We start from the raw sequence: 22,486 nt of genomic DNA, 5'->3' as shown, positions 1-22,486 counted from the left end.
CCCAGCAGTGATCGGGCCCCAGCGATGCCACCGCGTTGCCCTGGCTCGGGCTGAGCCTACGGCCGAGCGGCTGTTTCGGAGCGGTACAGAGCCGGGGCGACGGTATGGGGGAGGAGCCACGATTACGGTTTGAGCGGAAAAAGCACGGCGCCTGGATACCCGGCGCTCTCATGGACCACAGAGGAATCTCATGCGAGCCATCACTGTTCAGGACCGCGACGCCGGCGTCGGCGGACTGACTCTCACTGAGCTGCCCCATCCGCATGCCGCCGAGAACGACGTGATTGTGCGCGTCCACGCCGCCGGGTTCACCCCGGGCGAGCTGACCTGGCCCGGCACCTGGACCGACCGCGCGGGGCGTGACCGTACGCCGAGTGTGCCGGGGCACGAGCTGTCTGGTGTCGTGACCGAACTGGGCTATGGCACCACCGGACTGACCATCGGCCAGCGAGTGTTCGGCTTGGCCGACTGGAGCCGTGACGGCTCGCTGGCCGAGTACACGGCGGTCGAGGCCCGCAATCTGGCTCCGCTCCCGGCCGACGTCGACCATGTCACGGCCGCCGCCCTGCCGATCTCCGGACTCACCGCCTGGCAGGCCCTCTTCGACCACGGCCGCCTCACCACCGGCCAGACTGTGCTGGTGCACGGGGCCGCGGGCGGCGTCGGCTCCCTCGCCGTACAGCTCGCCCGGGAGGTCGGCGCCCGGGTGATCGGCACCGGGCGGGCCGCCGACCGGGAAAGCGTCCTCGCGCTGGGCGCGGACGTCTTCGTCGACCTCCAGGCCGAGCGCCTTGAGGACATCGGCGACGTCGACTTGGTCTTCGACGTGATCGGCGGTGACATCCTTGACCGCTCCACGGCGCTGGTCCGGGCCGGAGGCACGCTGGTCACCATCGCTGCGCCGGTCACCGTGCAGCCGGCGGACGGGCGGGCTGTCTTCTTCGTTGTCGAACCTGACCGTGCCCGCCTCGCGGACCTGGCCGGACGGGTGCGGGACGGGCGGCTCAAGCCGATCGTCGGTGCGGTGCGCCCGCTCGCCGAGGCCGCCGACGCATTCGCGCCGCAAAAGCGCGTCCCCGGCAAGACGATCATCCGCGTCAACGAGGACTGAGGCAGCTCCACTGGGCCCCTCAGTCCTGTCGCCCCCGGGGTAGCGCCCCGGTGCCGGCCGATCCTCCGCCGGAGGCACTGACTTGACCGCAGACCACGTTCTGCGGTGATCGCCTCATGGCCGCTGGCCTCGTGTCAGGGCCTTGACCTCCGGAGGCAGGCTGCCACCGGATTGGACGGCGAGGAGCATGACCTCGTCCGAGGTGTACCGCATCGCGATGGCGATATGTGGATTCAAGCCGTCGACGGCATAGGCCGTGGTCGGTTCGGGCCCTGCGGCATCGTCGTTGTGGCCCGGTGTGTCATCACAGGGCGGGAACTCGGCGGGGCCGAGTGCTTTGCCTACGGTGAAGTCGACGTTGGCCACCTGCGTATAGGTGCGGCCCCCGTACGTGGCGGCGATCGCGCAAGACCCTCCGGCCTCCCCGCCACCACCCTGCGCTGAACAGGCGGTCGTCAGCGCGGCCACGACCATCACCGAGTTCAACGGCAGCCACAGCGACCGTGTCGACATGTCGGCGTCGCGGCGGCGTGAAATTCTGATTCGCATCAGTGGGCTCCTTCTGGAGCGTGCGCGCTCCGTCTCACCGGGTGCCGCGTAACCCCTGGGGAGTTCGGACCCCCGGGCGCGTCTCCCGATCAATTCATGAACATGACGGAGTTCGGGGCGAACTGGTTCGTTCCGCTTTCGGTGGCTCGCCCTTCTGACATGATCCGAACAACAGACCCCAGGGCTGTTCGAGGTTCGGATCATGTCGTTGAAGCTCCTCACGTCAACCACATGATGCGAACCCCGAACAGCTCCTAGCGAGCGCTCGTCGGCTGTGTGTTGTTGGGGGTACGGGTGATGGCCAGCAACGCCATGTCGTCGGCTTTCCGGCCACCGGTGTGCCTGTGCACGTCGGCGAGCAGGGCGTCAACGAGGGCATCCGGACTGGGATAGCGATGTCCCGTGAACCTATCGATCGGGTCGTAGAAGGTGCCCGTATCGTCCCGGGCTTCGGTCAGACCATCGGTGTACAGGAGCAGACTGGCCCCTTCGGCGAACGTCACCGTGTCCACGCACCCAGGGCCGGCACCGAGGGCGGCCAGGCCCAGAGGCAAACCGGGCCGACCGGGCTCGACATATCGCACTGCGTCTCCCACGAACAGCAGAGGCGCCGGGTGCCCGCGGTTGACCAACCGGAATTCGTTTCCTCGCTGCGGGAATTCCACAAACACGCCTGTGATGAACCCTTCAAGCTCACTCACGCTCCCTGCCTGCCGAGCATCGAGGGCGACGGCCCGCTCCATCCGTTCCACGAGACCGGCCAGGCTGGGCTCCTGCAGGGCCGCCTCTCGAAAAGTCCCGATGCAGACTGCTACCGCCCTGACCGCTCCCATCCCCTTGCCACGCACATCGCCGATCACGCAGCGCACGCCGAATGGAGTGTCGACGACCGCGTAGAGGTCCCCGCCGATCTGCGCATCCGTCTGAGCAGCCTCGTAGTGTGCGGCGAAGCGCAGCGGACCGACCCTCTCCGGCGGGCGCGGCAGAACTGCATGCTGAGCAGCGGCGGCAATGTCGCGTACGGCCTGCAGTTGCATTTTTCGGTGGTGGAGGAGGCGATTGAGGAAGGCTGCGATCACGGTCACTGTCGCAACCATGGCCAGCTCGCTGAACTCGATCGGACTCTGGTGATAGCCGAAATACCCGAACATGGCCCAGTCGAGGACGAACGCACTCACGCCGGTGAGGATGGTGCCGCACAGAGACAGCAGAGGGGCAGCCGCCAGGATCGCAGCCGCATACAGGGCCGCAGCGCTGACGGTGCGTGGTGTGGTGAGGTCCGTCAACACGGCGAGGAGAAGCAGGACGGCGGGCAGCAAGCGGCTCCGCTTTCCCACCCACTTCCACACACCCAGCCTTGCCACGTGTTGCTCCCGACGTCGACTGGGCTGCTGGCCAGCTCAGGCTAGCTGCCGACCCGCCCGCTCCGCGGTCTCACCGCACCCGGCTCGCCCACGCCGCGCCCCACCACGCGGTGGCCATCACTCAACCGGGGTACACATGTGAGAATCATGCAGCTTCTTCCGGGAGTAACTTCGCCACAGCTTGCAGCCCCTCTGTGTGACGGAGTGGTCCCTTGCCAGGCGGGCAGTTTTCTCGAACGCGGGTACGCCGTTCGACGGTGATCGGTCGGACCGTGGGCCTGGATGCTTGGGAGGCCGCAACAGGTAGGGCTCTCGCCGTCGATGTCCAGCGAGGAAGCCGCCGGGTTCCGTCAGGACGATCCCTGGCAGGTACCGACTTGGACGTCACGGCCCAGCAGTTCGACGACACACTCAACCGGCGCAACAGTGCAAGCCGCAGGATGTACGGCTCTTGCGCGACTACCTGCGGAACCTGGCCCTGCCTGGGGCGAGACCCTCGTCCCCTGCAGTGTCCTCACTCGGAGAGGAGCACGTCTTGCCGCCCCCTCTGATTCCCGTCGCGTCGCCCTACGAGCGTGCAGCACCGTTCGTGAGATGCCGACATCGTGGCCGGGCGTTTCCAGAGCATTGGTGAGGCATCTCGCCTCCCGCGCGCTGAGGGAAGGAGGCCAGTGCCCCGGTGTATTGGTTGCAGGGGAGCGACGGGAGACTGGCCTTATGGATGCAGGTTTTGCCGCGCTGGCGGGGGCCGCTGTCGGATCTGTCGCCTCTTTGGGCGCTGCGGTGGTCGGCGGTCGGGTGCAGGCCCGGGGGCAGCGTGATCAGTGGCGTCGTGAGCATCGTCGTGATGCTTACGCCGGCTACCTCAGCGCGCTCCATGACCGCGACATCGCGATGGATTCAGTCCTGGACGCGCTGCGGTCGGACGACCCCGACCTGCCCGATGTCGATGAGAAGGTAGGCCGCTTCATTGCCCTGGCCCGAGAGGCTCATCGTGCTGGCGAAGTCGTCATTCTTGAGGGTCCGGCTTCGCTTGCGGAGGTGGCGGGGCGAGTCACTCACGCATCGAGCGGCCTCGCCCATGTCATGCGGCGGATGGCCGAGAACGCTCACGCGGGAGTCACCACGCACAAAGCCGAGGATGTCACCCTGGCTGCCGAACGAGAGCGAATCCTCTACGAAGCCGTCAAGGACTTCCGCCTCGCAGCCCGGAGTGTCATCGGCAACACGAACTGACCGGGCAAACACTGACGGCCGGTGTGCCGGTTGGGCAGGACCTCCTCGACTGTGCGTCGTAGATGATGTGGCGCGGCGGTCGGGCGGACCCGAACACGACGGAGGTCAGCGTGCGCAAGGTGCTCGATCTGCATGACGGTGACACCTGAGGGTTTCGCCGAGCAGCACGCGCCCATATGGTGGCCCGGTGATGTCGATCAAGAAGTTCCAAGTCACCTTCGACTGCGCAGAACCTGAGCGCCTCGCTCGTTTCTGGTGCGAGGTGTTGGGGTACGTCGTGCCCCCGCCACCGCAGGGGTTTGCCACTTGGGACGATTTCAATCGCTCGCTGCCGCCTGAGCGGCAGGACTCATGGTTTGCCTGCAGTGATCCCTCAGGTGTGGGCCCGCGACTGTATTTCCAGCGCGTCCCCGAAGGGAAGGCCGCCAAGAACCGGCTGCATCTTGACGTGCGGGTCGGCACCGGGCTCGTGGGTGAAGAGCGCCTCGCCGTACTTGAGGCCGAGTGCGCGCGACTGCTTTCGCTTGGCGCGGTACATGTCCAAACGCTGTATGACGGCAACGATTCGTGCATTCCGATGCAGGACATCGAGGGCAACGAGTTCTGTATCGACTGAGGGGCCGCGAGCGTGCCCTCGTTCGTTCATCGGGTTCCCGCGTGGATACCCCTGGCTTCAGCCGGGGGAGGAATCGGACTCCTGTGGAGCAGGGCAACGGGCTGCGATTCGCCCTCTGGGGATCGCAGTGCGACCCGTCGTCCTTGCGCTCACACGGCCCGATCGTCACACATGCCCGATCGTCTCGGTCCCAAGCGGCTACGTCGCCCGAGTTACCAACCACCCCTGCCGGGACGTAACAGTCTTTAAGAGGCCCGCCACACCGTCAATGCCCCGGTCAGGAAGCTGTCCCCGCTCTTCGGGAGTGCGGTCGACTTCGTCTCGACCACGAACAGGCCGATGTAGCCGTCAGGGTGTTTGAAGCAGATCTCGCTGCCGGTCGTGATGATGGCGAGCGGCAGGCGCGTGTCGGCGCCCTTGCCGGCGAGCCAGGCGCGGCAGTCGTCAAGGGTGGTGCCCGGTTTGCCGTACACCGGGGCGATCGTGCTGGTGGTGGTCTCCAGCGCGCAGCTCTGCTCCTTGGCGCAGGTGAAGCGGATGTCCCCCTTGCGGTCCTTCCGATCTGCACCGTCCTTGATGCTCAGTGAGTTCTTCTCGTCCAGCCACTGCATGGGGTACGGGGTTGCCACGGGTGACGAGGAGGCGTCGACGCCGCTGGATCCCGTTCCGGTTCCCGCTCCGAGCTTGGATGCCGACGCGGACACCGACGGTGACGGTGATGTCGATGCCCCCGTCGAAGTGCCCGTATGGGACCCTTTCGCAGACTTGTCACCGCCCCGGCCGCCGTCGAACGTCCCCGTCGCGTCCATCACCGTCCACGCCAGGACCGAGAGCACCAGCACCCCCGCCGTCACCGCCGCACCGGTGAGCAGCTTCGCGCGTCGGCTGCGGGGTGGTGGGGCGGCCCAACTCGGCTCCTGCCAGGGCGAGTTCGGGCCCACGGGCGGTCGCGTGTGCGCCAGGGTGGGGCCCATCTGAGGAGGAGTCGGGGGTGCAGGGGCCGGTGCCGGGACCGTGATCTCCGGGCCGGTGACCTCGCGCCATACCGCACCGGCGTCCGCGTCCTGCCCGAGCCGCTCCCGGCACCACGCGACGATCTCCGCCAACGTGGCCCGCTCCGCCGGATCGGCGGCGAGGCAGCGGGCGAGCAGCGGGCGCAGTTCCGGAGGCAGTACGGACAGGTCGGGGTCGGAGTGGACGATCCGGTAGAGCACGCTGACCGCGGGGCCGTTGCCGTACAGCGGTTCGCCGAGTGCCGCGAAGGCGATCGTCTGACCCAGCGAGAAGACGTCCGTGGCCGCCGAGACCGGACCCGCGGACGCCTGTTCGGGCGCCATGAACTGCGGGGTGCCGATGGTGGCGCCGGTGGCGGTGTACGACGTGCCGTCCGCGGCGAGCGAGATGCCGAAGTCGATGACGCGGGGGCCGTCGGCGGCCAGCAGCACGTTCGACGGCTTCAGGTCACGGTGCACGATGCCCGCCGCGTGGATCGCCTGCAGCGCCTCGGCCACCCCGGCCGTCAGCCACAGGAGCGCGGGCAGCGGCAGTGGGCCGCGCCGGGCCACGGCCTCTGCGAGAGAGGGGCCGGGCACGTACAGCGTCGCCAGCCAGGGCGGCGCGGCGTCCGCGTCGCCGTCGATCAGCTCGGCGGTGTACGCGCCCCGCACACGCCGCGCCGCCTCCATCTCGCGGCGGAAGCGCCGCCGGAAGTCGGGGTCGTCGGCCAGTTCGAGACGTACGACCTTGATGGCCACAGGGCGGCCGCCCTGGGTGTGCGACAGATAGACCCGCCCCATGCCGCCAGCCCCGAGTCGCGCGGCGATCTGGTATCCGGCCACCCGGTGCGGATCGTCTGCCGCCAGCGGCTCGAACACCTCTCTGGCTTCGTTCATCTCCCTCTCCCCCCTGCCTCTCGCCCACCGAAAGTTGACCAGTGAACCATGAGCAAGAGCAGCAGCCTAACCGATGGTTTGAGAATGAGTTCGGTGTGGCGGCTGGGAGTTGAAGGAGGTTACAGGCCATGTCTCCGCATGGCTGACGATCTTGTTCCTGATGACTTGCGGGAGCGGGTAGCCCCGTTCATCCCTCGACCGCCGCGCCGTCACCGGTTCCCGGGGCTCAAGCCGGTTGATGACCGTTTCGCCCTGATGGGCATCGTGTGCGTGCTGCGCACGGGCGTGACGGGGCAGATGTACGCGCCGAGCGGACCCGGCACGGCACCCGCTCGCTGTTTCACTGACCGCCGGCAACAGGCACGACGTCACCCAACTCATGCTGCTGCGGGTCGCGACACGCCGCATTCGAGGAGTCCGTGGTCGTCCGTGTCACCGGCCCAAGCGGCAGTTCACCGACCGTGGCCACGACTTCGACAAATGCCGGCGCCTGATCCGCAAGCGCGGAGGCTTCTGCTGTTGCGTTCATCGGGGGCGGTGCGTGCGGCGTGGTGTCGGCGGCTGTTGCGTTGGCGGACCAGGGCAGGCCGGTGGCGAGGCCATGGGGCAGCGGAGCCGTGGGTCGGTGCGGCAGAGGGATGGGTGAGTTTGTGTCGGTGAGCTGCTCGATGTCAGCGAGAGTTCGCGGTCACCTGTGCTGTGTGAATGCTTGGGTTGTGAGTTCTTGAAGTTCGGGTAGCGGGACGTCGCGGAGGTGTTGGGTCAGTCCCCATCGGTGACCGAAGGGATCGAGGAGTTGTCCTTCTCGCTGGCCCCAGTAGGTGTCGTTGAGCGGGCGGATGACGGTGGCGCCGGCGTGGACGGCCTGTTGCCAGGCGGCCGTGACATCGTCGACGTGCAGGTAGATGGCGCTGTAGGTGCCGTCGTAGTGCTGGGGTCCGAAGGATTTCAGTTCGGGGAACTCGTCGGCCAGCATGAGGGTGAGTGTTCCGATGCGGAGTTGGACGTGGATGAGCCGGCCGTCGGGTACCACGAGCCTGGTGAGCTCTTCGGCTCCGAAGGCTTTCTGATACCAGCCGGATGCCTCGTCCGTGCCGCGAGCCGTGAGGTGCAAGGTGTGGGAAGTAGACGACATGGTTGTCCCTCTCTGATTTCTGGTCCCGGCCAGTTCAGGTACGGCACCGATTCGATGCGCAACCCGGTGAATCGACGTTGTGGGAGGGCGAGTTGTCAGTGTCGATCGGGTCAAGCGGGTCGGTTGGCCCATGAGCGCAGCTTGTCCGGGTTGCGGATTGCCCAGATGCGTTGGATGTGGGCGTCGTCAATGTCGAACGCGTAGACGGTCAGTACGTTGTTGCCGTTCATCGCGACGAGGCCGGGCTGGCCGTTGACGGTGCGCTCGAGAAGGTCGAGCCGGCCGGCGAGGTTCGCCAGGTGCACCAGGAACTGTGCGACTGCTTCGCGGCCTTGGACGGGAACCGGTGACGCCATTGCGCGTCCACCGCCGTCGGCGGCTGCAGTGACTGACGGGTCGAGGAGCGTGACGAGGGCATTGATGTCTTTGGCCTGCCATGCCTGCCGGAACTCGCGGATGATCGCGGCACGCCGGGGCGCTCCCGTACCGCGGTTGTGGGCGGCGGTTACCCGATGACGGGCTTTGGAGGCCAGTTCGCGGCAGGCCCCTGGTGTGCGGCCGACGATCTCGGCCACGTCGTTGAACGGCAGTCGGAACACATCGTGCAGCATGAAAGCGACCCGCTCGGCCGGCGTCATGGAGTCCAGGATGATCAGGAAGGCCATCTCGACGGATTCATCCAGCGTGATCTGGTCGGCCGGGTCACTCGCGGTCGAGCCGAGTGTGAGCCGGCTCCATTCCGCTCGCACGGGGAGCGGTTCGGGTATCCATGGGCCGACGTACCGTTCGCGGCGCATGCGTGCCGAACGGAGTTGGTCGAGACAGATCCGGCTCACCACGGTGGTCAGCCAGGCGTGTGGAGAGGAGATCGCGTCGCGGCGCGGCGCGGGGAGCGCGAACCAGCGGGTGTAGGCCTCCTGTACGGCATCTTCCGCCTCGGTCAGTGAGCCGAGGAGACGGTAGGCGACATTCGTGAGATTGCGGCGTTCGGGCTCGAGCAGGTCCTCGTCCGAACGCGTCGGGGGCTTTTCGTTTCCGCCTGTGGTCTCCATCGGCTGGTTCCCTTCGCTCGGGCCGCACGGGTCTCCTCGTCCCTACGACGAATCAGGACTCGTCGATGTCAGCAGTGGGCACGGATCTGCTGTAGGCCTGTCCATCTCTCGCGCGCTCCCGTCGGTTCACAGGGTCGGTGAACCTGCCCTGACACGAAAGCTGTTGAGTGCTCACAGGGCGCCCCATCGCGCGCGACAGGGGACATCATGAATGAAGCTCCGCCATCCCGAAGTCCTGGTCAGAGCGGTGGCGTGACCTCATTTCGGGGCGTGCTCGTGCTGGTCGTGGGCGGCAGTCTGTGGAGTAGATCGTCCGGCGGGGTGGTTGCGCCGATGAGTTCACCGACCTCGAACGGTCTGCCCAGAGACGCGACCGTTCTCGACAGGAGTGCCATGTCCACCATCCAGCCAGTGATCGTGACTGCCAACCAGGACAATCTGTTCGGCTTCTATACGAAATTGTTCGGCGCTGAGGAGATCTTTCGGGTACCGGCGGAAGGCCCGGCCTTCTACCTCGGCTTGCGCATCGGCGACACCGACCTCGGGCTGGTGGCCAAGGCGGACCCGGGGACCGGGGCTGCGTCGCGGATCCTGCTCAGCATCGGTGTCGATGACGTCGACGAGACGCTCAGCCGGGTGGCGGCGCTGGGCGGCTCGGTCCGCGGCGGCCCCAACGACATGCCGTGGGGACAGCGCGTCGCCCACATCCAGGACCCCGACGGCAACCCGGTCAACCTCACTCAGCCGATCCCGGCCCGGTGATGCTGTTCCGGGGCAGGTACTGATCGTGGGCTACCTGCCATTCCGGAGGGATGAGGTATCCCGATGACGGCGGGCTGACGGCTGAGGAGCGGGCTCGGCGTGGGCGGATTCGGCTGGCGGCCGCCGATCTGACCGGGGCCGGAGCCGGTGACCCGGCGGTCGCCCGGCGGGTCGCCTCCGCCGGGCAGGCGGTCGACCTGGAGGCGCATCAGCGTGCCCTCGATGATGTGGAGTTCGCCGGTATGGTCGATCCACGCGGAGCGCATGATCAGACGAAGGCCGCCTCAACGTCCGGCGAACACTCAGGTGAACGACCTAGTTCGAGGAGCAATTCGACTCATCGATAGCCTGCATCACCATGATGCGCGCTTGGATCCTGCCGATGCTGCTTGTGCTCAGCGGCTCAGCTGTCGCGACCGGGCAGATCTTCAGGGGGAGCCCCGGCGCAGCCGCAGCACTCCTGCTGGCGTTCCTGACGCTCGCCGGCGTGAACTCACCCCTGATCTTCCCGAGGTCGATCGGCGCGCAGGAGGCACAACGCCGCAGCGCGGTCGACGGCCGACCAGTCGTCTTCTGGCGGCCGGGCTGCAAGTACTGCATACGACTGCGCATCCGGCTGGGCCGCAGCGCCCGCCAGCTGCACTGGGTCAACATCTGGCGCGACCCGGCAGCAGCCGCAGCGGTGAGAGCCGTCAACGACGGCAACGAGACCGTGCCGACGGTCGTCGTGGGGGGCCAGCCACACACCAACCCCGATCCCGCATGGGTGCGCGAACAACTCCCCTCGTCAGCGTGATCAGAAACCACGACCTACCGGAGAGGCGCCCGCGCCCATGCGCACCGAGGTTAAAAGACAAGCCCAGCTTGCGTTTTAACCTTTGCCTAGTCAGCTATTGACTCGTTGAGGCAAAGAAGAGGACCGCACGGAGCTGAGCGACAGCTCTCAATCGTCATGCGACACACCGAGGTCGTGACGCATAGTGGTTCTCATGGTCCGCAGCAAGTCCCAGACCTCGTACTGGGCCTGAGCCGCAGTCTCCATCGTTTCGCCTGGTTCGGGGTCACCGCGTTCGAGGCGCTTGACCTGGCCGTAGACCTTGTTCAGGGCTTGATTGACGACGCTCGCTCGCATGAGTACTTCTTCAGGGGCGATCATCTGTGCTTCGGAGTATCGATCCCGGTGCGCGTCCTTCGCTTCGTCGAGTGTGTCGCTGTCGGCGTCCCCAACGCCGCGTTCCCTCATGACGTGCAGGTGGCGGTTGAGTGCTGTGGTGAACTGCCGGGCATCTCGGTTGAGTTCCACATAGCAGGTGCGTCGGAGTGAACGTTTTTCGCGGATCTCATCATGATCACGAATGAGCTCTATTTCCCGACGCTTCGCTCGTTCGGAGCCGCGTTGGGTGAGTAGTGATCCTCCCAGGGTTCCTGCGACGCCTGCCACCGCGATGATCACTGAGCTGAGATCCACCAACGCACTCCGTGAGCTTCTTCGGCCTCGTGCCCGCTACACATGGCCCCGGCCGTCTAGTCTGCCGTTCTTCGGTACGCCGGAGTTTGGTGCCCCCTCTTGTCTTGTGGTGGGTGAGGCCGCTGTACGCCTCGCCCACTGGCAAGGACTCTGCCCACGTCATGACGGGTGGCCGGGCGGCGGTTCGTTGGGCTCCTGTGCCTGCAGCGCGACCAGTCGCCCGATCACCTCTACCGGAGTGCGATCGGTGCGCGCCAGCAGGAACTGTCGGTCCATCAGCGCCCGGTTCAGGGCCCGGAGGGAGAGGGCGGTCACGCCAGCCGCACCGAGACATTGCCCCGGTAGGAACCCTGAAGCAGCGAGAGGAACGCCCGCGGCACGTCCTCGATCCCGCCGTCGACGACCGTCTGCGGGTAGATGAAGCGGCCCTCGCCCAGCCACGTGCTGAAGTGCTCTTTCCAGGCCGCGATCTGATCCGGTGTGTGGTAGCAGGAGAACGGCAGAAGCTTGATGCCCTTCGCCTCGGCCGCCGCGCGGTCGGGCTTCGGGAAGCGTTCGGCCGCGTCGCCTAGCTGGCTCGACAGTGAGCCGCACAGGGCGAAGCGCGCCCCGGGCCGGGCCGCCTGCAGCGCGGCGTCGTACTGCTCGCCGCCGACAACGTCGAAGAACACCGAGATGCCCTCGGGCGCGAGCTCCCGCAGCCGGTCGGCCGCGGAGCCGTCGTGGTAGTCGAACGCGGCGTCGTAGCCGAGCTCGTTGACGAGGTAGTCGACCTTCGCCGGGCTCCCGGCACTGCCGATCACCCGTGCTGCACCGAGACATCTGGCGATCTGTCCGGCCAGCGAGCCGACCCCGCCCGCAGCACCGGAGACGAACACCACATCGCCCTCGCCGACGGCCGCCACATCGGCCATCCCGTAGTAGGCGGTCGGCCCCTGTCCGAGGTGGTAGCCGGGGTCGGCGAAGAGAGTGCGGTCGAGCTTGACGTACTCGGCGGCCGGACCCGCCGAGTACTCGCTCCAACCAGCCATCGACTGGACCAGGTCGCCGACCGCGAGCTCGGGGCTGTCGGACCGGACCACCGTGCCGGTGGCGGCCACTCCCACCCGCCGGCCCGGCTGCCAGGCCGGCACCGGGAGGGTGCAGTCGGCCCGCATCAGCTCCAGGTATGTCGCGGCGAGCCCGACCTGGTCGGTACGCACCAGGACCTCGCCGTCCACCTCGGTCTTGGCGACGGTGAAATGGTCGAGGGTCGGGACGCCGCTGATCTGCGCGGCCAGTTGAATCTCACGGCTGATCATTTCTTGGTCCTCACATTGGTCCGGTACGGCCTTCGAGATCGACTTTAGGGAGGCTTCCGGCCACTTTCTGACCGGAACCCAGGGCAGTATTCCGGCATGGCCAACACCAGCTCACGGACCCTCAAACTGCTCTCCCTGCTGCAGACCCACCGACACTGGCCCGGCCTGGAACTGGCCGACCGGCTCGGAGTCTCCGAGCGGACCCTGCGCCGAGACGTCGACCGGCTGCGCGAACTCGGCTACCCGGTCAGCGCGGCCCGGGGCACGGACGGCGGCTACCAGCTTGCGCCCGGCGCTGTCCTTCCCCCGCTGCTGCTGGACGACGAGGAGGCGGTGGCACTCGCGGTGGGCATCGGCGACGCGGCACAGAGCGGGATCGCAGAGATGGAGGATGCGTCCCTGCGCGCCCTCACCAAGGTGGTGCAGGTCCTGCCGCCCCGGCTGAAGGCCAGAGTGGACGCCCTGCGCGCGATGACCGTTTCCGCTGCCGCTTCCGGGCCGGTCGTCGCAGCAGGGGTGCTCACCGCAGTCGCCCAGGCATGCCGGGACGAGGAACGGCTGCGGTTCGGCTACACATCCAGGGGCAACGCACCCACCGAGCGCGAGGTCGAACCGCACCGCGTCGTCGCCCTCGGCGGGCGCTGGTACCTGGTCGCCTACGACCTGGACCGCCACGACTGGCGCAGTTTCCGCCTCGACCGGCTGACCGGGCCGACGGCGACCGGCGCCCGCTTCCGGCCCCGCCTGCTTCCGGCCGAGGACGCCGTGGCCTTCGTCCAGACGGCGAGCGGGGCCCCGGCTCCGTATACGGTCGAGGCCCTCGTCCACGCGCCGTCCGCACGGGTTCGGCAGGTGGTCGGCCAGTGGGGCACGATCGAGGCACTCGGCCAGGACAGCTGCCGGCTCACCATGACCTCGACCTCCCTCGACTGGCCGACCCAGGCACTGGGCAACGTGGGCGCCGAGTTCGAGGTCCTGGGGCCGCCGGAGTTCGCCGCGCACGTCCAGGAGTGGGGGGCCCGCTTCCTCCGGGCGACCCGCGCAGCCGAGTGACCTTCCTCGGCGTGGCACCCGGGTCGTCCTGGGCGGGCGACTCGGACACCATGAAGTCCACGATCTGCGCCTTGCAGCGGCCAGTGTCGGCCCAGCGCTTGAGCATGGACACCACGCCGCGGCCCATGCCGTTCTGGTCGACTTGAGGCGGACGGGTGCTTGGAGCCGAGGACGTCGGCCACGCGCTGGCGGCGTCCGGCCTAAACGGTCCTTGGCAGCGGACGAGGGTGCAAAAGCCCCCGTCTCGCGGGGATTTCCTTGAGGACGCCCACCCTCGAAGGCTACGGCGTCTGCCTGCGCCCGCTGGGGGTGACACGTCCGGCCCCGCGCCAATCCCCAGTACGTCACCCCGCGCCCACGCCCTGTGCGGGCCCAGCCTGACCACCCGGCACGTCCTCCTGCCCGGGCAGACAGGACCAGTTCCTCGGCGACCCCGAATACGTCGGCCGTGGCCGACCCATCTCGTAGACCAAAGGGGCGCGCACCGGTCGGCGGGCGGGGGAGGCCGGCATGGCGATCGGGCTCCCCACCTGAGTGTCATTTGTCAGGCCCGACCTGATCGAACGATCGCCGATATTGCCGGTTTCCTCCCCTCCCGGTCGGCGATGGAGACGAAGGAGCGGATGGCACGGCCGTCGGTGACCGTTCGGCATCGAATTACGGATCACAAGGCGTGCGCAGTTTCAGGCGCGGCGGGCGAAATTCCATCGCGACCGGGAAGGCGACGCCGTAGGGTCACACCGTCCCGACAAACGGCGCCCGGGGGCGCCCCAGGCGGAAGCCAAACCGGTGGGAGTAAGAGGCGGCTCGCGGGGTGGTCGCACGCGTGGCGCGCGGTCGGCGTCCTGAGTAGTCCCCACCGGACCCCGGCAGTTGCTCGTGCCAAACCCGTGCCAGGTTGGGCGGGGAGCCACGCAACGACCAGGCAACGGGTCATCGGCCTCAAGCTGGCAGGCCAATTACCCGCAGGTCAGATGCCCAACTCTCTCTGGACGAGTCGAGCTTGACGCGCCCAGAGCTCGATGTCAGAGCGAGGTGAGAGCGTGCGGGTATGGACGCACTGTTTGAATTCCCGGAACCAGAGCCGTCGGAGCAAGCCGTCATTGCCTACTACTGTCTGAGCGATGACCAGTACGGCTCACCCGCTGAGCGCGAAGTCATCTACGACGCAGAGCGAGCCATGACCTCGGCAGTCAAGGAAGCGGGAGTCGGCGAGGTCGACGGAAACGAGTTCGGCGGGGGCGAGGTCGTGCTGTATGCGTACGGTGCGGACGCCGAGGCACTCTTCAGGGTCATGGAACCGACCCTGCGTAGCTTGCCGTTCAGGCCGGCACATGTCGTGCTGCGGCGGGAGCCCCGCGAGACGGAGTCCCGCGTGGACTTGTGACGCCGTACATCAGCGAGTACCGCAACTACAGAATCCGTTCGCATCCATCGCGCCACTGTCCTGTCCGAGGAGAACTTCTGATGCGCGGCGTGACGTCGGTCTGCGCCTGGGCAGTGGGAGTGCCTGCCAGAGAGGTCGCCGCCAGCACGACGGTGCCGATTGTTGGCGTGAGGCGTGTGCGCATGAGACCTCCAGAGTGTGAGCCGGTGCCTGTTGGCGGTAGTCCCCATGGCGTCGGACCCCAGGGCGTTCTGGCTGTTATGGAAGGGAAGTTGGAGGCTATCGGGCACCGCAGCGCCCGGGGGTTCATCAGGGGCACGGTGGGTCCGGGACTAGAAGGGGGTGTCGTCCCAGCAGGTCATGGCGACCCAGCCCCACTGTCCACCGAAGGTCTTGACCTTGATCCAGCCGTTTGCGCGGTTGTATCCGCATCCTTTGTACGGGTCACCTACGACGGTGCTGTTCGGGGAGCAGACACGGTTCTGGTCGTTCGGCACGGCTTCCAGGATCCGGGCGTTGTTCTTCGCGAATTCCCTGATCTGCCCCCAGGTGCTGATGGGTGTCACCATCCCCGTTGCGCAGCCGTCAGTGAATGAGGCGGACTTGTCAATCCCCCCGAATCGTGGAGACCTTCTTATGCAGCCAGCCTCTCGTTGAGGCTGGCCCAGTAGTCGTGTTCGTAGTCGATCGGGCTCGTAAAACCGCACACGCTGTGCAGCCGTCGTGTGTTGTAGAAGTCGGTGATCCAGGTCGCGATCCGGATCCGTGCCTCGGTGCGGGTGGTGAAGGCGTGCCGGTGGACGTACTCGACCTTGAGGACGCTGTTGAACGCTTCGCTGACGGCGTTGTCGAAGCACGAGCCTACGCGTCCCATGGACTGGAAGACGCCCAGCTTGCGGCAGGCTCGGCGGAATCTCCGTGATCCGTATTCGCTCCCGCGGTCGCTGTGAAAGATCACTCCACGGACGTCGCCGCCGCGGGTGGCCGCGGCCATGTGCAACGCGGCGACCACCAGGTCGGCGTCGTGCCGCGGACCCATCGCGTATCCGAGCAGGCGACGGGAGAACAGGTCGATGACCGTGGCCAGATACAGCTTCCCGTCACCGGTTGCGATCTCGGTCATGTCCCCGCACCAGACCAGGTCAGGGGCCTCGGCGGCGAAGTCGCGGTGCACGAAGTCAGGGGCGGCCAGCCGTTTGCCGGGCCGAGTCAGCCCCCGCCGGCGACGCACCGTGCGGGCCACCAGACCGAGCTCGGCCATGACTTTGGCAATGGTGTTCACCGAGACACGCCAGCCCTGCCGCACCAGCTGGATCCAGATCTTCGGTGAGCCATAGGTGCCGCCGGAGGCGGTGAACTCTTCGGTCACCGCCTCGGCCAGCTGCTGGCGGCGTACTTCCCGCCGGGTGGGCTTGCGGGAGCGGTGCTTGTAGAACCACGACTCGCTGACGCCCAAAGCCCGGCACGAGACGCGGTGCGAAATGCCGTGCTCGGTCCTGAAGTCGCTGATCACCCCGACCACTTGGGCCGGGTCCGCCACGGCTACTTCACCCACAGGACCATGCAGCGTTTGAGCACATCACGCTCCATGCCCAGTTCCTTGTTGTCCCGCTTGAGCTGGGCATTCTCCCGCCGCAGCCGCTCCAACTCCTCGCTCCCGACAGCCGGTCTCGTCCCGGCCTGCCGAGCCCGGGACACCCAGGTGGCCAGGGTCGTCTCGTTGATCCCCAGGTCTTTCGCGACCTCGGTGATTGACTTCCCGGTCTCCGTCACGATCCGGACCGCACCCTCACGGAACTCCGGATCGAACTTCCGTCGCTTCTCCGCCATGACTCCCAACTTCCCCTGCAGCCGCAGTCTTCACGCTATGAGGGGAGGGACAGACTTGACGGAGTGGTCAGCGGCGTTCGCGACGCCCGGAATGGCAAGGCTGATGGCTGCGGCAGCCGCCAGCGATGCGACTGTCCTTGAGCGCAGAGACTTTTTCACAGGTTCCCCCTCCTATGTCATCTCGTGCGTCAGACCCTAACGCCTTGCGGGCTGATCCTGCGGAGCAACACCACGAGGCCGACTGCACAGCGAGGCCATTTCACCAGACTGCTCGAAGGTGAAACCTCTGAAGGGCCTGACTCGGATACGCGGCAAAGGGGCCATGAGTTGATCTTGGGCGCCTGACGGGCAGCTGGGGGCACGCTCGGCGTTGTCAGCTCCTTCGGCGCGGGTGCGGTACATGGTGGCGATCGAGGCTTCGGCCCGTCATAAGGATGGTGAAGGCGTCTGCGGCCTCGGGCACCGTCTTGAGCTTTGCCGTCCGGCGCTATCTCATTGGATCTGGCAGTCCGGGTGCGCGTCGGGGGCAATGGGCTTGACCTCGTCGACGTCCAGGCCGCGGTCAACGCCGTGGGGGGCGGCATCCTGCCCGGGCTCGAGATGCCAGGTAGGCGCAGCCGTCTGGGCTTTCGTGCGGGACGCCGATACTGCCGCCCCGGCACCCTGCGCCTCAGGCGAGGACGCGGGCCAGGAAGTCGCGGATGCGCTCGGTGATGGTCCCGAGGTGGCTTTCCAGAGCGAAGTGCCCGGACTCGAGCAGGTGGATCTCTGCGTCGGGCAGGTGTTGGGCGAACGCCTCCGCGCCCGCGGGGCCGAAGATCTCGTCGTTCGCGCCCCAGACCGCCAGCAGTGGGACCTGGGAGTCGCGGAAGTACTCATGGACTTGCGGGTAGAGGACCACGTTGGTGGGGTAGTCGCGGAAGAGCTGAAGCTGGATCTCGTCGTTGCCGGGGCGGTCCAGCAGCGCCTGGTCGTGCACCCAGTTGTCGGGGCTGATCAGGGTGGGGTCGGCGACGCCGTTCACGTATTGCCAGCGAGTGATCTCGGGGGTCAGAGCGCCGCGCATGGGGGCTTCGGTGTCCGGGCCCGGGGCGTGGGCGTAGGCGAAGACGCCGTCCCAGAAGGGCTTGACGAAGCCCTCCTCGTAGGCGTTGCCGTTCTGGGTGATGATCGCGGTGATGTGGTCCGGGGACTGGAGGGCGAGCCGCCAGCCGATGGGAGCGCCGTAGTCCTGCACGTACATCGCGAACCGGTCGATGCCCAACTGCTGGAGCAGGCCGGAGGTGACTTCGGCGAGGGCGTCGAAGGTGTACGGGAAATCTTGCAGGGCGGGCATCGCGGACTGGCCGAACCCGATGTGGTCGGGGGCGATCACGTGGTAGCGGTCGGCGAGTGCCGGGATCAGGTGGCGGAACATGTGCGAGCTGGTCGGGAAGCCGTGCAGGAGTACGACCACGGGTGCCTGGGGGTTGCCGGCCTCCCGGTAGAAGACCTCAAGGCCGTTGACGGTGGCGGTGCGGTGGTGGACTGCGGAGACCATGTCTCTAACCTCTCTGCCTGGATTCGCTGGTTACATATAGAGTCGAGCACGCAAAACCTAACCTGTCAAGTTAGGTTTGCAGGTTAGATCGAAATGGTGCTCGGGGGTGTAGCCCGGCCGCGGCGGCGGAACGCCGGCCCGCCTCAAGCCTCCGCCCGTGAACGGTGGTCAGCCAGCGCACCGTCTACTCAAGCCCGCTCAGGGAGCCAATGTCCGCCCGCGCCGGGCCGGCTCTGTGTGCTGTCGTGGTCGACCGGCTTGAGGTGTCCGGGTGGGCCCGGGACTTGCGTGAGCGGCTATCCGGCGGCCTGCGCGCCCGGCCCACGCGGCACGCGGGTTCGGTTCGCCGTGCGGTCAGACGTGGAGCGCGGACCTGCTCTTTGGGCGCGGTCCGGGTCGGACGAGGGCTGCCCCTTCCGGTCGCGACTGCTGACCGTTTGGCGGTTGCGGTGCCCCTTGGTAAATCTAACCAGTAAAATAAGAGTCTCTGGTTAAGGTGGGCGAGCTGGTAAAGCCTGTCATGTGAACCAATTCGGTTAGGAGGCGCGATGGTGACCGACCGAGAGCAGCAAGACGTACTGCTGGAGCTCCTCAACAGCACGCCGGTGGTCAATGGCGTCGTCCAGGACCAGCTGGCAGATCCGCAGGAGGCCCGATCCTGGCAGCAGGCCCACGGCGGCAGTGGAAGCGCGGACGAGCTGCGTAGCCTCGTGCGGGCGCGCGATGCCCTTCAAAACGTGGTGCGCGGCAGCCGGCCCGCCACTTCGCTGGCTCCGCTCCTCAAAGGCGTCACCTCCCGACCTGAGCTCTCCCCTGAGGGAGTGTCGTGGGCCCTGGAAGCCCCCGCGGAGCGCCAGATGGCAGTGGAAGTGGTCATGGCGTGGAGCGCGGTGCAACAGACAATGCCCGGACGGCTACGGTCGTGTGCCAACCCGGAGTGCCGGCTGTTCCTCATCGACCGCAGCAAAACCAACAAGGCCCGCTGGTGCTCGATGGCAGTCTGCGGTAACCGTATGAAGGCACGGCGCCACTACCAGCGCATCCGCGACGCCGCAGCCGAGTAACACCTCTGTCAGGCGTTCGGTGCCGGTGAGTCAATGCCATCCGCGATCCCCGGAAGGCAAAGCCGGGGAGGGCATCGGTGCTCACATCCGATGTCCGCGGTGACGCCAGAGCTTCGCCGTGGGGGATCTGGCCCGCGATGGGAAGTCAGTAGTTGACGATGAAGGCAGCGATCACAGCAGCGACCGTGGCCGGCGTTGACGAGCGCGGCCGCCCGGTGCGCGCCGTGATCACCGTCGTCGTACGGAGGTTCGTCGAGTCGACGACGGGACCGGTCTGCAGCGCTACTTGCGTGTGTGCAGCGCGTGTGAGAGCGCGTCGACGGTTACGCCCACGATGGCCAGGAGTTGCGTCGGGCTCGCCCCGGCTCTGCTCATGACGGCGAGGGACTGGTTCACGGCGGCCACGTGTTCAGCGAAGGCCTCGGCGTCCTCGTCGGTCAATCGGCCTGCCTTGAGTGCGGCGCGTAGGCGCGTGCGCTGGAAGCCCAGCGCCTCCTTCGTGTGTGTCGCGATGCTCTGGCTCAGCGCTGGAATTGCCATGGCCGATTGGGCCACCAGGCATCCGTCCGGCAGTTCGGGATCGGCGATGCGCTCGAGGGTGACGTCGAAGAATGCACGAACGGCTGTAAGAGGCTCCGAGGCTGCACACGACAGGGCGGCGTCGTACTTGTCGCCGTAGCGCGTGGCGTAGCGATCCAGGCAGCGCAGGAAGAGGGTGTCCTTGTCGCCGAGCGAGGAGTAGATGGAGCTGCGGTTCAGGCCGGTTGCCTGGGACAGATCGTCCACTGAGGTGTCGGCGTAGCCGGCGCGCCAGAACTGGATCATCGCGGCGTCAAGTGCTGTGTCCATGTCGAATTGCTTCTTGCCCGCCACGTGGCACTTCCTTGCCGGTGTGTCCGATGTTTCGTGCTGCTCCGCACCATTCTATCTTGAACTAATCAGTTCAAGATGTGTTAGCGTCCGAGCGCGGCCATGACCGAGCGTCCACCTCGCACTTCGCGACAGCGCGACAGCGTTCGTCCAGTCCGGCTCTTCGTCCCTGTCCTGCTACTGGGCCTCACCGATCAGGCCGTCGGGGCCCGGATGCCGAGCAGCACGCTGGCCGCTCTCGTCATCTGTACTGCGCTCGTGGGCCTAACCCTCGGGCGAAGCTCCGAATCAGGATGCTTAACACCGACGGAGGATCCCCGTGACTGACCCTGCGACCAGCGCATGGCACCGCTGTGAAAGTAACCCTGTCCGCGATCTGCCCCTGCACGACCTGGCGGGATTCACTCACTGCTGGGTTGATGCCGACGGCGTCCGCCTTCATGCCGTCCAAGGCGGCCAGCCGACCGGCCCGGCCGTCGTCCTGCTCGCCGGATTCCCGCAAACCTGGTGGGCATGGCGAAAGGTCATGGCCAGCCTCGCCGGCCGGTTCCACGTCATCGCGATCGACCTGCCGGGACAGGGCCACTCCGAGCGCCCGGAGCGCAGCTACGACACGCACACGATCGCCGCGCATGTCCACGCCGCCGTGAAGGCTCTCGGCGTGTCGACCTACTGGCTGGCCGCCCACGACATCGGCGCCTGGGTCGCCTTCTCCCTCGCACTCAAATTCGAGAGCCAACTGCGTGGGCTCGCATTGCTCGACGCCGGAATTCCCGGCATCACCCTCCCCGAAGCGATCCCCACCGACCCGGATCAGGCGTGGAAGACCTGGCACTTCGCATTCCACCTTGTGCCCGACCTGCCGGAGACGCTGCTTGCCGGCCGCGAACGGGACTACGTCGGCTGGTTCCTGAAAGTGAAGGCCCACTCTCCTGACACGTTCGAGGACGCCGAACTCGACCACTACGCAGCGGCCATCGCCGTCGACGGTGGCCTCCGCGCTTCCCTCGCCTACTACCGAGACGCCGCCGAGTCGGCGCGCAAGAACCACGAGGCGCTCGAGCGGCAGCACCTGACTGTGCCCATCCTCGGAATCTCCAGCAGCCACGGCTCCATTCCGGACATGGCGGCTTCCATCAGCCCGTGGGCCGACGACGCCACCGGACTCGTCGTGCCCGACGCCGGACACTTCATCCCCGATGAGCAGCCCGAAGCCGTCGCTGCCGCCATAGCCGAATTCATCCTCGACCGCGACTGACACCGGTCAAACCTGCCCGACTGTGCACCGCCCGTTGCTCGTGGTGGACGCCGTCCTGCGTGCGGCACGACAAATTCGCCTTCAACGCAGGTCGGCTCGACCAGTCGATCACCGGGCATGGACGTCTGCGCCAACCTGAGCGCGCACACGATCCTGTTGGCAGCGAATACTGTGTTCGGCTTCATCACGTCCCGCACGGCGTCCAGCAGTTCGGCGGGCCGCGGACCATCAACGGCTTGCCGCCTGATGGCCGACTTGTCGCAGGAGACTGGCCGCGCCTGCCGCGCCCCACCCACGTCACCCAAGCTCGCTGCCCCTGGCGCGGTGGTTCGCGCTGAACAGGTGGGCAGGCCCGACGGCCCGACAGGGTGAGATGGAGATGATCAGGCGCGCCTGTCGGCCCAGGTTCCCGCATCGGCGGTGGTCGGGCACGGAGCATGGCGGGCATGACCACTGAGCATCCCGCCGAGCGGGGCGGCACTGGGCGGGACTGGTTCGCCGCCTTCTCCGATCGGGCATCGAATGTCACCAGCTCGCCGCTGTTCTATGTCCTGTGCGTGCTCCTGGTCCTGGGCATGGTCGCCGTGCACCTCGCGCACCTGCCGCTGCCCTGGCTGATCTTCGCCGGCGATGTCATGACGGCCGTCAACCTGCTCTTGCTCACTTTGCTGAAAAACACGGAACGGCGTGACGCTCACGCCGTCCAGCGCAAACTGGACGCGATCGCGGCGGCAATGCTGGAACAGCGCGAGGGCGCGAGCCACACAGCGGCCGACGAGCTACGGCGTGCGATCCGTATGGAGGAGGAGCAGTGACGCGGCTGCTTCACGGACATCCGTCGTCAAGGAACGCCACCGGCTCGAACCCGTAGCCGAGGCTTCCGGCGGACCGGCGTTTGTGGCCTACTCAGTCCTGATCGAGTCCCTCAGCTCCCGCTTGCGTGAGGTCACCGGGCGCCGTGGACATTTCCCCGGCGAGGCGGCAGTTCAGTTCTCACG

At 67.1% G+C, this 22,486-nt stretch carries 24 protein-coding genes; 10 read left to right on the top strand and 14 right to left on the bottom strand.

Annotated elements, in window-relative coordinates; all coding sequences use genetic code 11:
• Positions 1–190 precede the first annotated feature (190 nt).
• Positions 191–1,111 (top strand): NADP-dependent oxidoreductase, encoded by a 921-nt coding sequence (locus LGI35_RS02365; RefSeq protein WP_227291919.1) that lies wholly within the window; start codon positions 191–193, stop codon positions 1,109–1,111.
• A gap of 114 nt (positions 1,112–1,225) precedes the next feature.
• Here the strand turns inward: LGI35_RS02365 and LGI35_RS02360 are convergent, their stop codons facing one another.
• On the bottom strand, positions 1,226–1,660 hold the full coding sequence (locus LGI35_RS02360) for a DUF6281 family protein (RefSeq protein ID WP_227291918.1): 435 nt from the start codon (positions 1,658–1,660) through the stop codon (positions 1,226–1,228).
• A 254-nt stretch (positions 1,661–1,914) separates the two neighbouring features.
• Positions 1,915–2,979: a PP2C family protein-serine/threonine phosphatase gene (locus LGI35_RS02355; protein ID WP_227291917.1), complete on the bottom strand. Its 1,065-nt coding sequence runs from the start codon at positions 2,977–2,979 to the stop codon at positions 1,915–1,917.
• 762 nt (positions 2,980–3,741) lie between these two features.
• Here LGI35_RS02355 and LGI35_RS02350 point away from each other — a divergent pair.
• Positions 3,742–4,260 carry a proline dehydrogenase gene (locus LGI35_RS02350; protein ID WP_227291916.1) on the top strand — a complete coding sequence of 173 codons (519 nt, stop codon included), beginning with the start codon at positions 3,742–3,744 and terminating at the stop codon, positions 4,258–4,260.
• A 187-nt stretch (positions 4,261–4,447) separates the two neighbouring features.
• Entirely contained in the window at positions 4,448–4,876 is a 429-nt protein-coding gene (locus LGI35_RS02345) for a VOC family protein (RefSeq protein WP_227291915.1), read from the top strand.
• Positions 4,877–5,121: 245 nt separating this feature from the next.
• Here LGI35_RS02345 and LGI35_RS02340 read toward each other — a convergent pair whose 3' ends face one another.
• The 3 genes from LGI35_RS02340 to sigJ form a co-directional block, all read right to left on the bottom strand.
• Complete coding sequence (locus LGI35_RS02340; RefSeq protein ID WP_227291914.1) at positions 5,122–6,768, bottom strand: serine/threonine-protein kinase; 1,647 nt, start codon at positions 6,766–6,768, stop codon at positions 5,122–5,124.
• Positions 6,769–7,456: 688 nt separating this feature from the next.
• On the bottom strand, positions 7,457–7,903 hold the full coding sequence (locus LGI35_RS02330) for a VOC family protein (RefSeq protein WP_227291913.1): 447 nt from the start codon (positions 7,901–7,903) through the stop codon (positions 7,457–7,459).
• 110 nt (positions 7,904–8,013) lie between these two features.
• A complete protein-coding gene (gene sigJ, locus LGI35_RS02325; RefSeq protein WP_227291912.1) occupies positions 8,014–8,955 on the bottom strand; it encodes an RNA polymerase sigma factor SigJ in 942 nt (313 codons plus the stop codon).
• 393 nt (positions 8,956–9,348) lie between these two features.
• Here sigJ and LGI35_RS02320 point away from each other — a divergent pair, with 393 nt between their 5' ends.
• The gene (locus LGI35_RS02320) at positions 9,349–9,717 is read left to right on the top strand and encodes a VOC family protein (protein ID WP_227291911.1); all 369 of its coding nucleotides are present in this window, start codon (positions 9,349–9,351) and stop codon (positions 9,715–9,717) included.
• Here LGI35_RS02320 and LGI35_RS02315 read toward each other — a convergent pair.
• Positions 9,696–9,983, bottom strand: a complete 288-nt coding sequence (locus LGI35_RS02315; protein WP_227291910.1) for a hypothetical protein — start codon at positions 9,981–9,983, stop codon at positions 9,696–9,698. The two genes, LGI35_RS02320 and LGI35_RS02315, sit on opposite strands and share 22 nt — an antisense overlap.
• Positions 9,984–10,075: 92 nt before the next feature.
• Here LGI35_RS02315 and LGI35_RS02310 point away from each other — a divergent pair, with 92 nt between their 5' ends.
• Positions 10,076–10,513 carry a glutaredoxin domain-containing protein gene (locus tag LGI35_RS02310; protein WP_227291909.1) on the top strand — a complete coding sequence of 146 codons (438 nt, stop codon included), beginning with the start codon at positions 10,076–10,078 and terminating at the stop codon, positions 10,511–10,513.
• Positions 10,514–10,660: 147 nt separating this feature from the next.
• On the opposite strand, the gene LGI35_RS02305 is transcribed toward LGI35_RS02310, so the two are convergent.
• The 3 genes from LGI35_RS02305 to LGI35_RS02295 form a co-directional block, all read right to left on the bottom strand.
• Positions 10,661–11,185 (bottom strand): hypothetical protein, encoded by a 525-nt coding sequence (locus LGI35_RS02305; protein ID WP_227291908.1) that lies wholly within the window; start codon positions 11,183–11,185, stop codon positions 10,661–10,663.
• Between the two features lie 159 nt (positions 11,186–11,344).
• Positions 11,345–11,500 carry a hypothetical protein gene (locus tag LGI35_RS02300; protein WP_227291907.1) on the bottom strand — a complete coding sequence of 52 codons (156 nt, stop codon included), beginning with the start codon at positions 11,498–11,500 and terminating at the stop codon, positions 11,345–11,347.
• Entirely contained in the window at positions 11,497–12,486 is a 990-nt protein-coding gene (locus LGI35_RS02295) for an MDR family NADP-dependent oxidoreductase (RefSeq protein WP_227291906.1), read from the bottom strand. The genes LGI35_RS02300 and LGI35_RS02295 overlap by 4 nt, the downstream gene beginning before the upstream one ends.
• A gap of 96 nt (positions 12,487–12,582) precedes the next feature.
• On the opposite strand from LGI35_RS02295, the gene LGI35_RS02290 reads away from it, so the two are divergent.
• Positions 12,583–13,539 (top strand): helix-turn-helix transcriptional regulator, encoded by a 957-nt coding sequence (locus LGI35_RS02290; RefSeq protein WP_227291905.1) that lies wholly within the window; start codon positions 12,583–12,585, stop codon positions 13,537–13,539.
• 1,051 nt (positions 13,540–14,590) lie between these two features.
• Complete coding sequence (locus LGI35_RS02285; protein WP_227291904.1) at positions 14,591–14,926, top strand: hypothetical protein; 336 nt, start codon at positions 14,591–14,593, stop codon at positions 14,924–14,926.
• 332 nt (positions 14,927–15,258) lie between these two features.
• On the opposite strand, the gene LGI35_RS02280 is transcribed toward LGI35_RS02285, so the two are convergent.
• From LGI35_RS02280 to LGI35_RS02265, 4 genes are all read right to left on the bottom strand, one after another.
• On the bottom strand, positions 15,259–15,495 hold the full coding sequence (locus LGI35_RS02280; protein ID WP_227291903.1) for an SH3 domain-containing protein: 237 nt from the start codon (positions 15,493–15,495) through the stop codon (positions 15,259–15,261).
• Between the two features lie 65 nt (positions 15,496–15,560).
• Entirely contained in the window at positions 15,561–16,481 is a 921-nt protein-coding gene (locus LGI35_RS02275) for an IS3 family transposase (protein ID WP_227291902.1), read from the bottom strand.
• Positions 16,469–16,756 carry a transposase gene (locus LGI35_RS02270; RefSeq protein ID WP_227291901.1) on the bottom strand — a complete coding sequence of 96 codons (288 nt, stop codon included), beginning with the start codon at positions 16,754–16,756 and terminating at the stop codon, positions 16,469–16,471. Before LGI35_RS02270 ends, LGI35_RS02275 begins: the two co-directional genes overlap by 13 nt.
• Before the next feature lie 670 nt (positions 16,757–17,426).
• Positions 17,427–18,296, bottom strand: a complete 870-nt coding sequence (locus LGI35_RS02265) for an alpha/beta fold hydrolase (RefSeq protein ID WP_227291900.1) — start codon at positions 18,294–18,296, stop codon at positions 17,427–17,429.
• Between the two features lie 548 nt (positions 18,297–18,844).
• Between LGI35_RS02265 and LGI35_RS02260 the strand changes: the two genes are divergently transcribed.
• Positions 18,845–19,360, top strand: coding sequence for a CGNR zinc finger domain-containing protein (locus LGI35_RS02260; RefSeq protein WP_227291899.1), 516 nt, complete (start codon positions 18,845–18,847; stop codon positions 19,358–19,360).
• A 282-nt stretch (positions 19,361–19,642) separates the two neighbouring features.
• Here LGI35_RS02260 and LGI35_RS02255 read toward each other — a convergent pair whose 3' ends face one another.
• A complete protein-coding gene (locus tag LGI35_RS02255; protein WP_227291898.1) occupies positions 19,643–20,233 on the bottom strand; it encodes a TetR/AcrR family transcriptional regulator in 591 nt (196 codons plus the stop codon).
• Positions 20,234–20,549: 316 nt separating this feature from the next.
• On the opposite strand from LGI35_RS02255, the gene LGI35_RS02250 reads away from it, so the two are divergent.
• Together LGI35_RS02250 and LGI35_RS02245 are read left to right on the top strand one after the other, a co-directional pair.
• Positions 20,550–21,488, top strand: a complete 939-nt coding sequence (locus LGI35_RS02250; RefSeq protein WP_227291897.1) for an alpha/beta fold hydrolase — start codon at positions 20,550–20,552, stop codon at positions 21,486–21,488.
• Positions 21,489–21,934: 446 nt separating this feature from the next.
• Complete coding sequence (locus LGI35_RS02245; protein WP_227291896.1) at positions 21,935–22,303, top strand: hypothetical protein; 369 nt, start codon at positions 21,935–21,937, stop codon at positions 22,301–22,303.
• Positions 22,304–22,486 lie beyond the last annotated feature (183 nt).

The sequence above is a fragment of the Streptomyces longhuiensis genome (genome assembly GCF_020616555.1).
Lineage (GTDB): Bacteria > Actinomycetota > Actinomycetes > Streptomycetales > Streptomycetaceae > Streptomyces > Streptomyces longhuiensis.
Note: the sequence above shows the minus strand (reverse complement) of the source record. Positions and strands in the feature narration are given on the sequence as shown.

What these genes read in the sequence shown, in the direction of transcription:
- LGI35_RS02365 (WP_227291919.1), top strand. Translation starts at nt 191, where the DNA reads ATGCGAGCCATCACTGTTCAGGACCGCGACGCCGGCGTCGGCGGACTG.
- LGI35_RS02360 (WP_227291918.1), bottom strand. Translation starts at nt 1,660, where the DNA reads ATGCGAATCAGAATTTCACGCCGCCGCGACGCCGACATGTCGACACGG.
- LGI35_RS02350 (WP_227291916.1), top strand. Translation starts at nt 3,742, where the DNA reads ATGGATGCAGGTTTTGCCGCGCTGGCGGGGGCCGCTGTCGGATCTGTC.
- LGI35_RS02340 (WP_227291914.1), bottom strand. Translation starts at nt 6,768, where the DNA reads ATGAACGAAGCCAGAGAGGTGTTCGAGCCGCTGGCGGCAGACGATCCG.
- LGI35_RS02330 (WP_227291913.1), bottom strand. Translation starts at nt 7,903, where the DNA reads ATGTCGTCTACTTCCCACACCTTGCACCTCACGGCTCGCGGCACGGAC.
- sigJ (WP_227291912.1), bottom strand. Translation starts at nt 8,955, where the DNA reads ATGGAGACCACAGGCGGAAACGAAAAGCCCCCGACGCGTTCGGACGAG.
- LGI35_RS02320 (WP_227291911.1), top strand. Translation starts at nt 9,349, where the DNA reads ATGTCCACCATCCAGCCAGTGATCGTGACTGCCAACCAGGACAATCTG.
- LGI35_RS02315 (WP_227291910.1), bottom strand. Translation starts at nt 9,983, where the DNA reads ATGCGCTCCGCGTGGATCGACCATACCGGCGAACTCCACATCATCGAG.
- LGI35_RS02310 (WP_227291909.1), top strand. Translation starts at nt 10,076, where the DNA reads ATGATGCGCGCTTGGATCCTGCCGATGCTGCTTGTGCTCAGCGGCTCA.
- LGI35_RS02295 (WP_227291906.1), bottom strand. Translation starts at nt 12,486, where the DNA reads ATGATCAGCCGTGAGATTCAACTGGCCGCGCAGATCAGCGGCGTCCCG.
- LGI35_RS02290 (WP_227291905.1), top strand. Translation starts at nt 12,583, where the DNA reads ATGGCCAACACCAGCTCACGGACCCTCAAACTGCTCTCCCTGCTGCAG.
- LGI35_RS02285 (WP_227291904.1), top strand. Translation starts at nt 14,591, where the DNA reads ATGGACGCACTGTTTGAATTCCCGGAACCAGAGCCGTCGGAGCAAGCC.
- LGI35_RS02280 (WP_227291903.1), bottom strand. Translation starts at nt 15,495, where the DNA reads ATGGTGACACCCATCAGCACCTGGGGGCAGATCAGGGAATTCGCGAAG.
- LGI35_RS02270 (WP_227291901.1), bottom strand. Translation starts at nt 16,756, where the DNA reads ATGGCGGAGAAGCGACGGAAGTTCGATCCGGAGTTCCGTGAGGGTGCG.
- LGI35_RS02265 (WP_227291900.1), bottom strand. Translation starts at nt 18,296, where the DNA reads ATGGTCTCCGCAGTCCACCACCGCACCGCCACCGTCAACGGCCTTGAG.
- LGI35_RS02260 (WP_227291899.1), top strand. Translation starts at nt 18,845, where the DNA reads ATGGTGACCGACCGAGAGCAGCAAGACGTACTGCTGGAGCTCCTCAAC.
- LGI35_RS02245 (WP_227291896.1), top strand. Translation starts at nt 21,935, where the DNA reads ATGACCACTGAGCATCCCGCCGAGCGGGGCGGCACTGGGCGGGACTGG.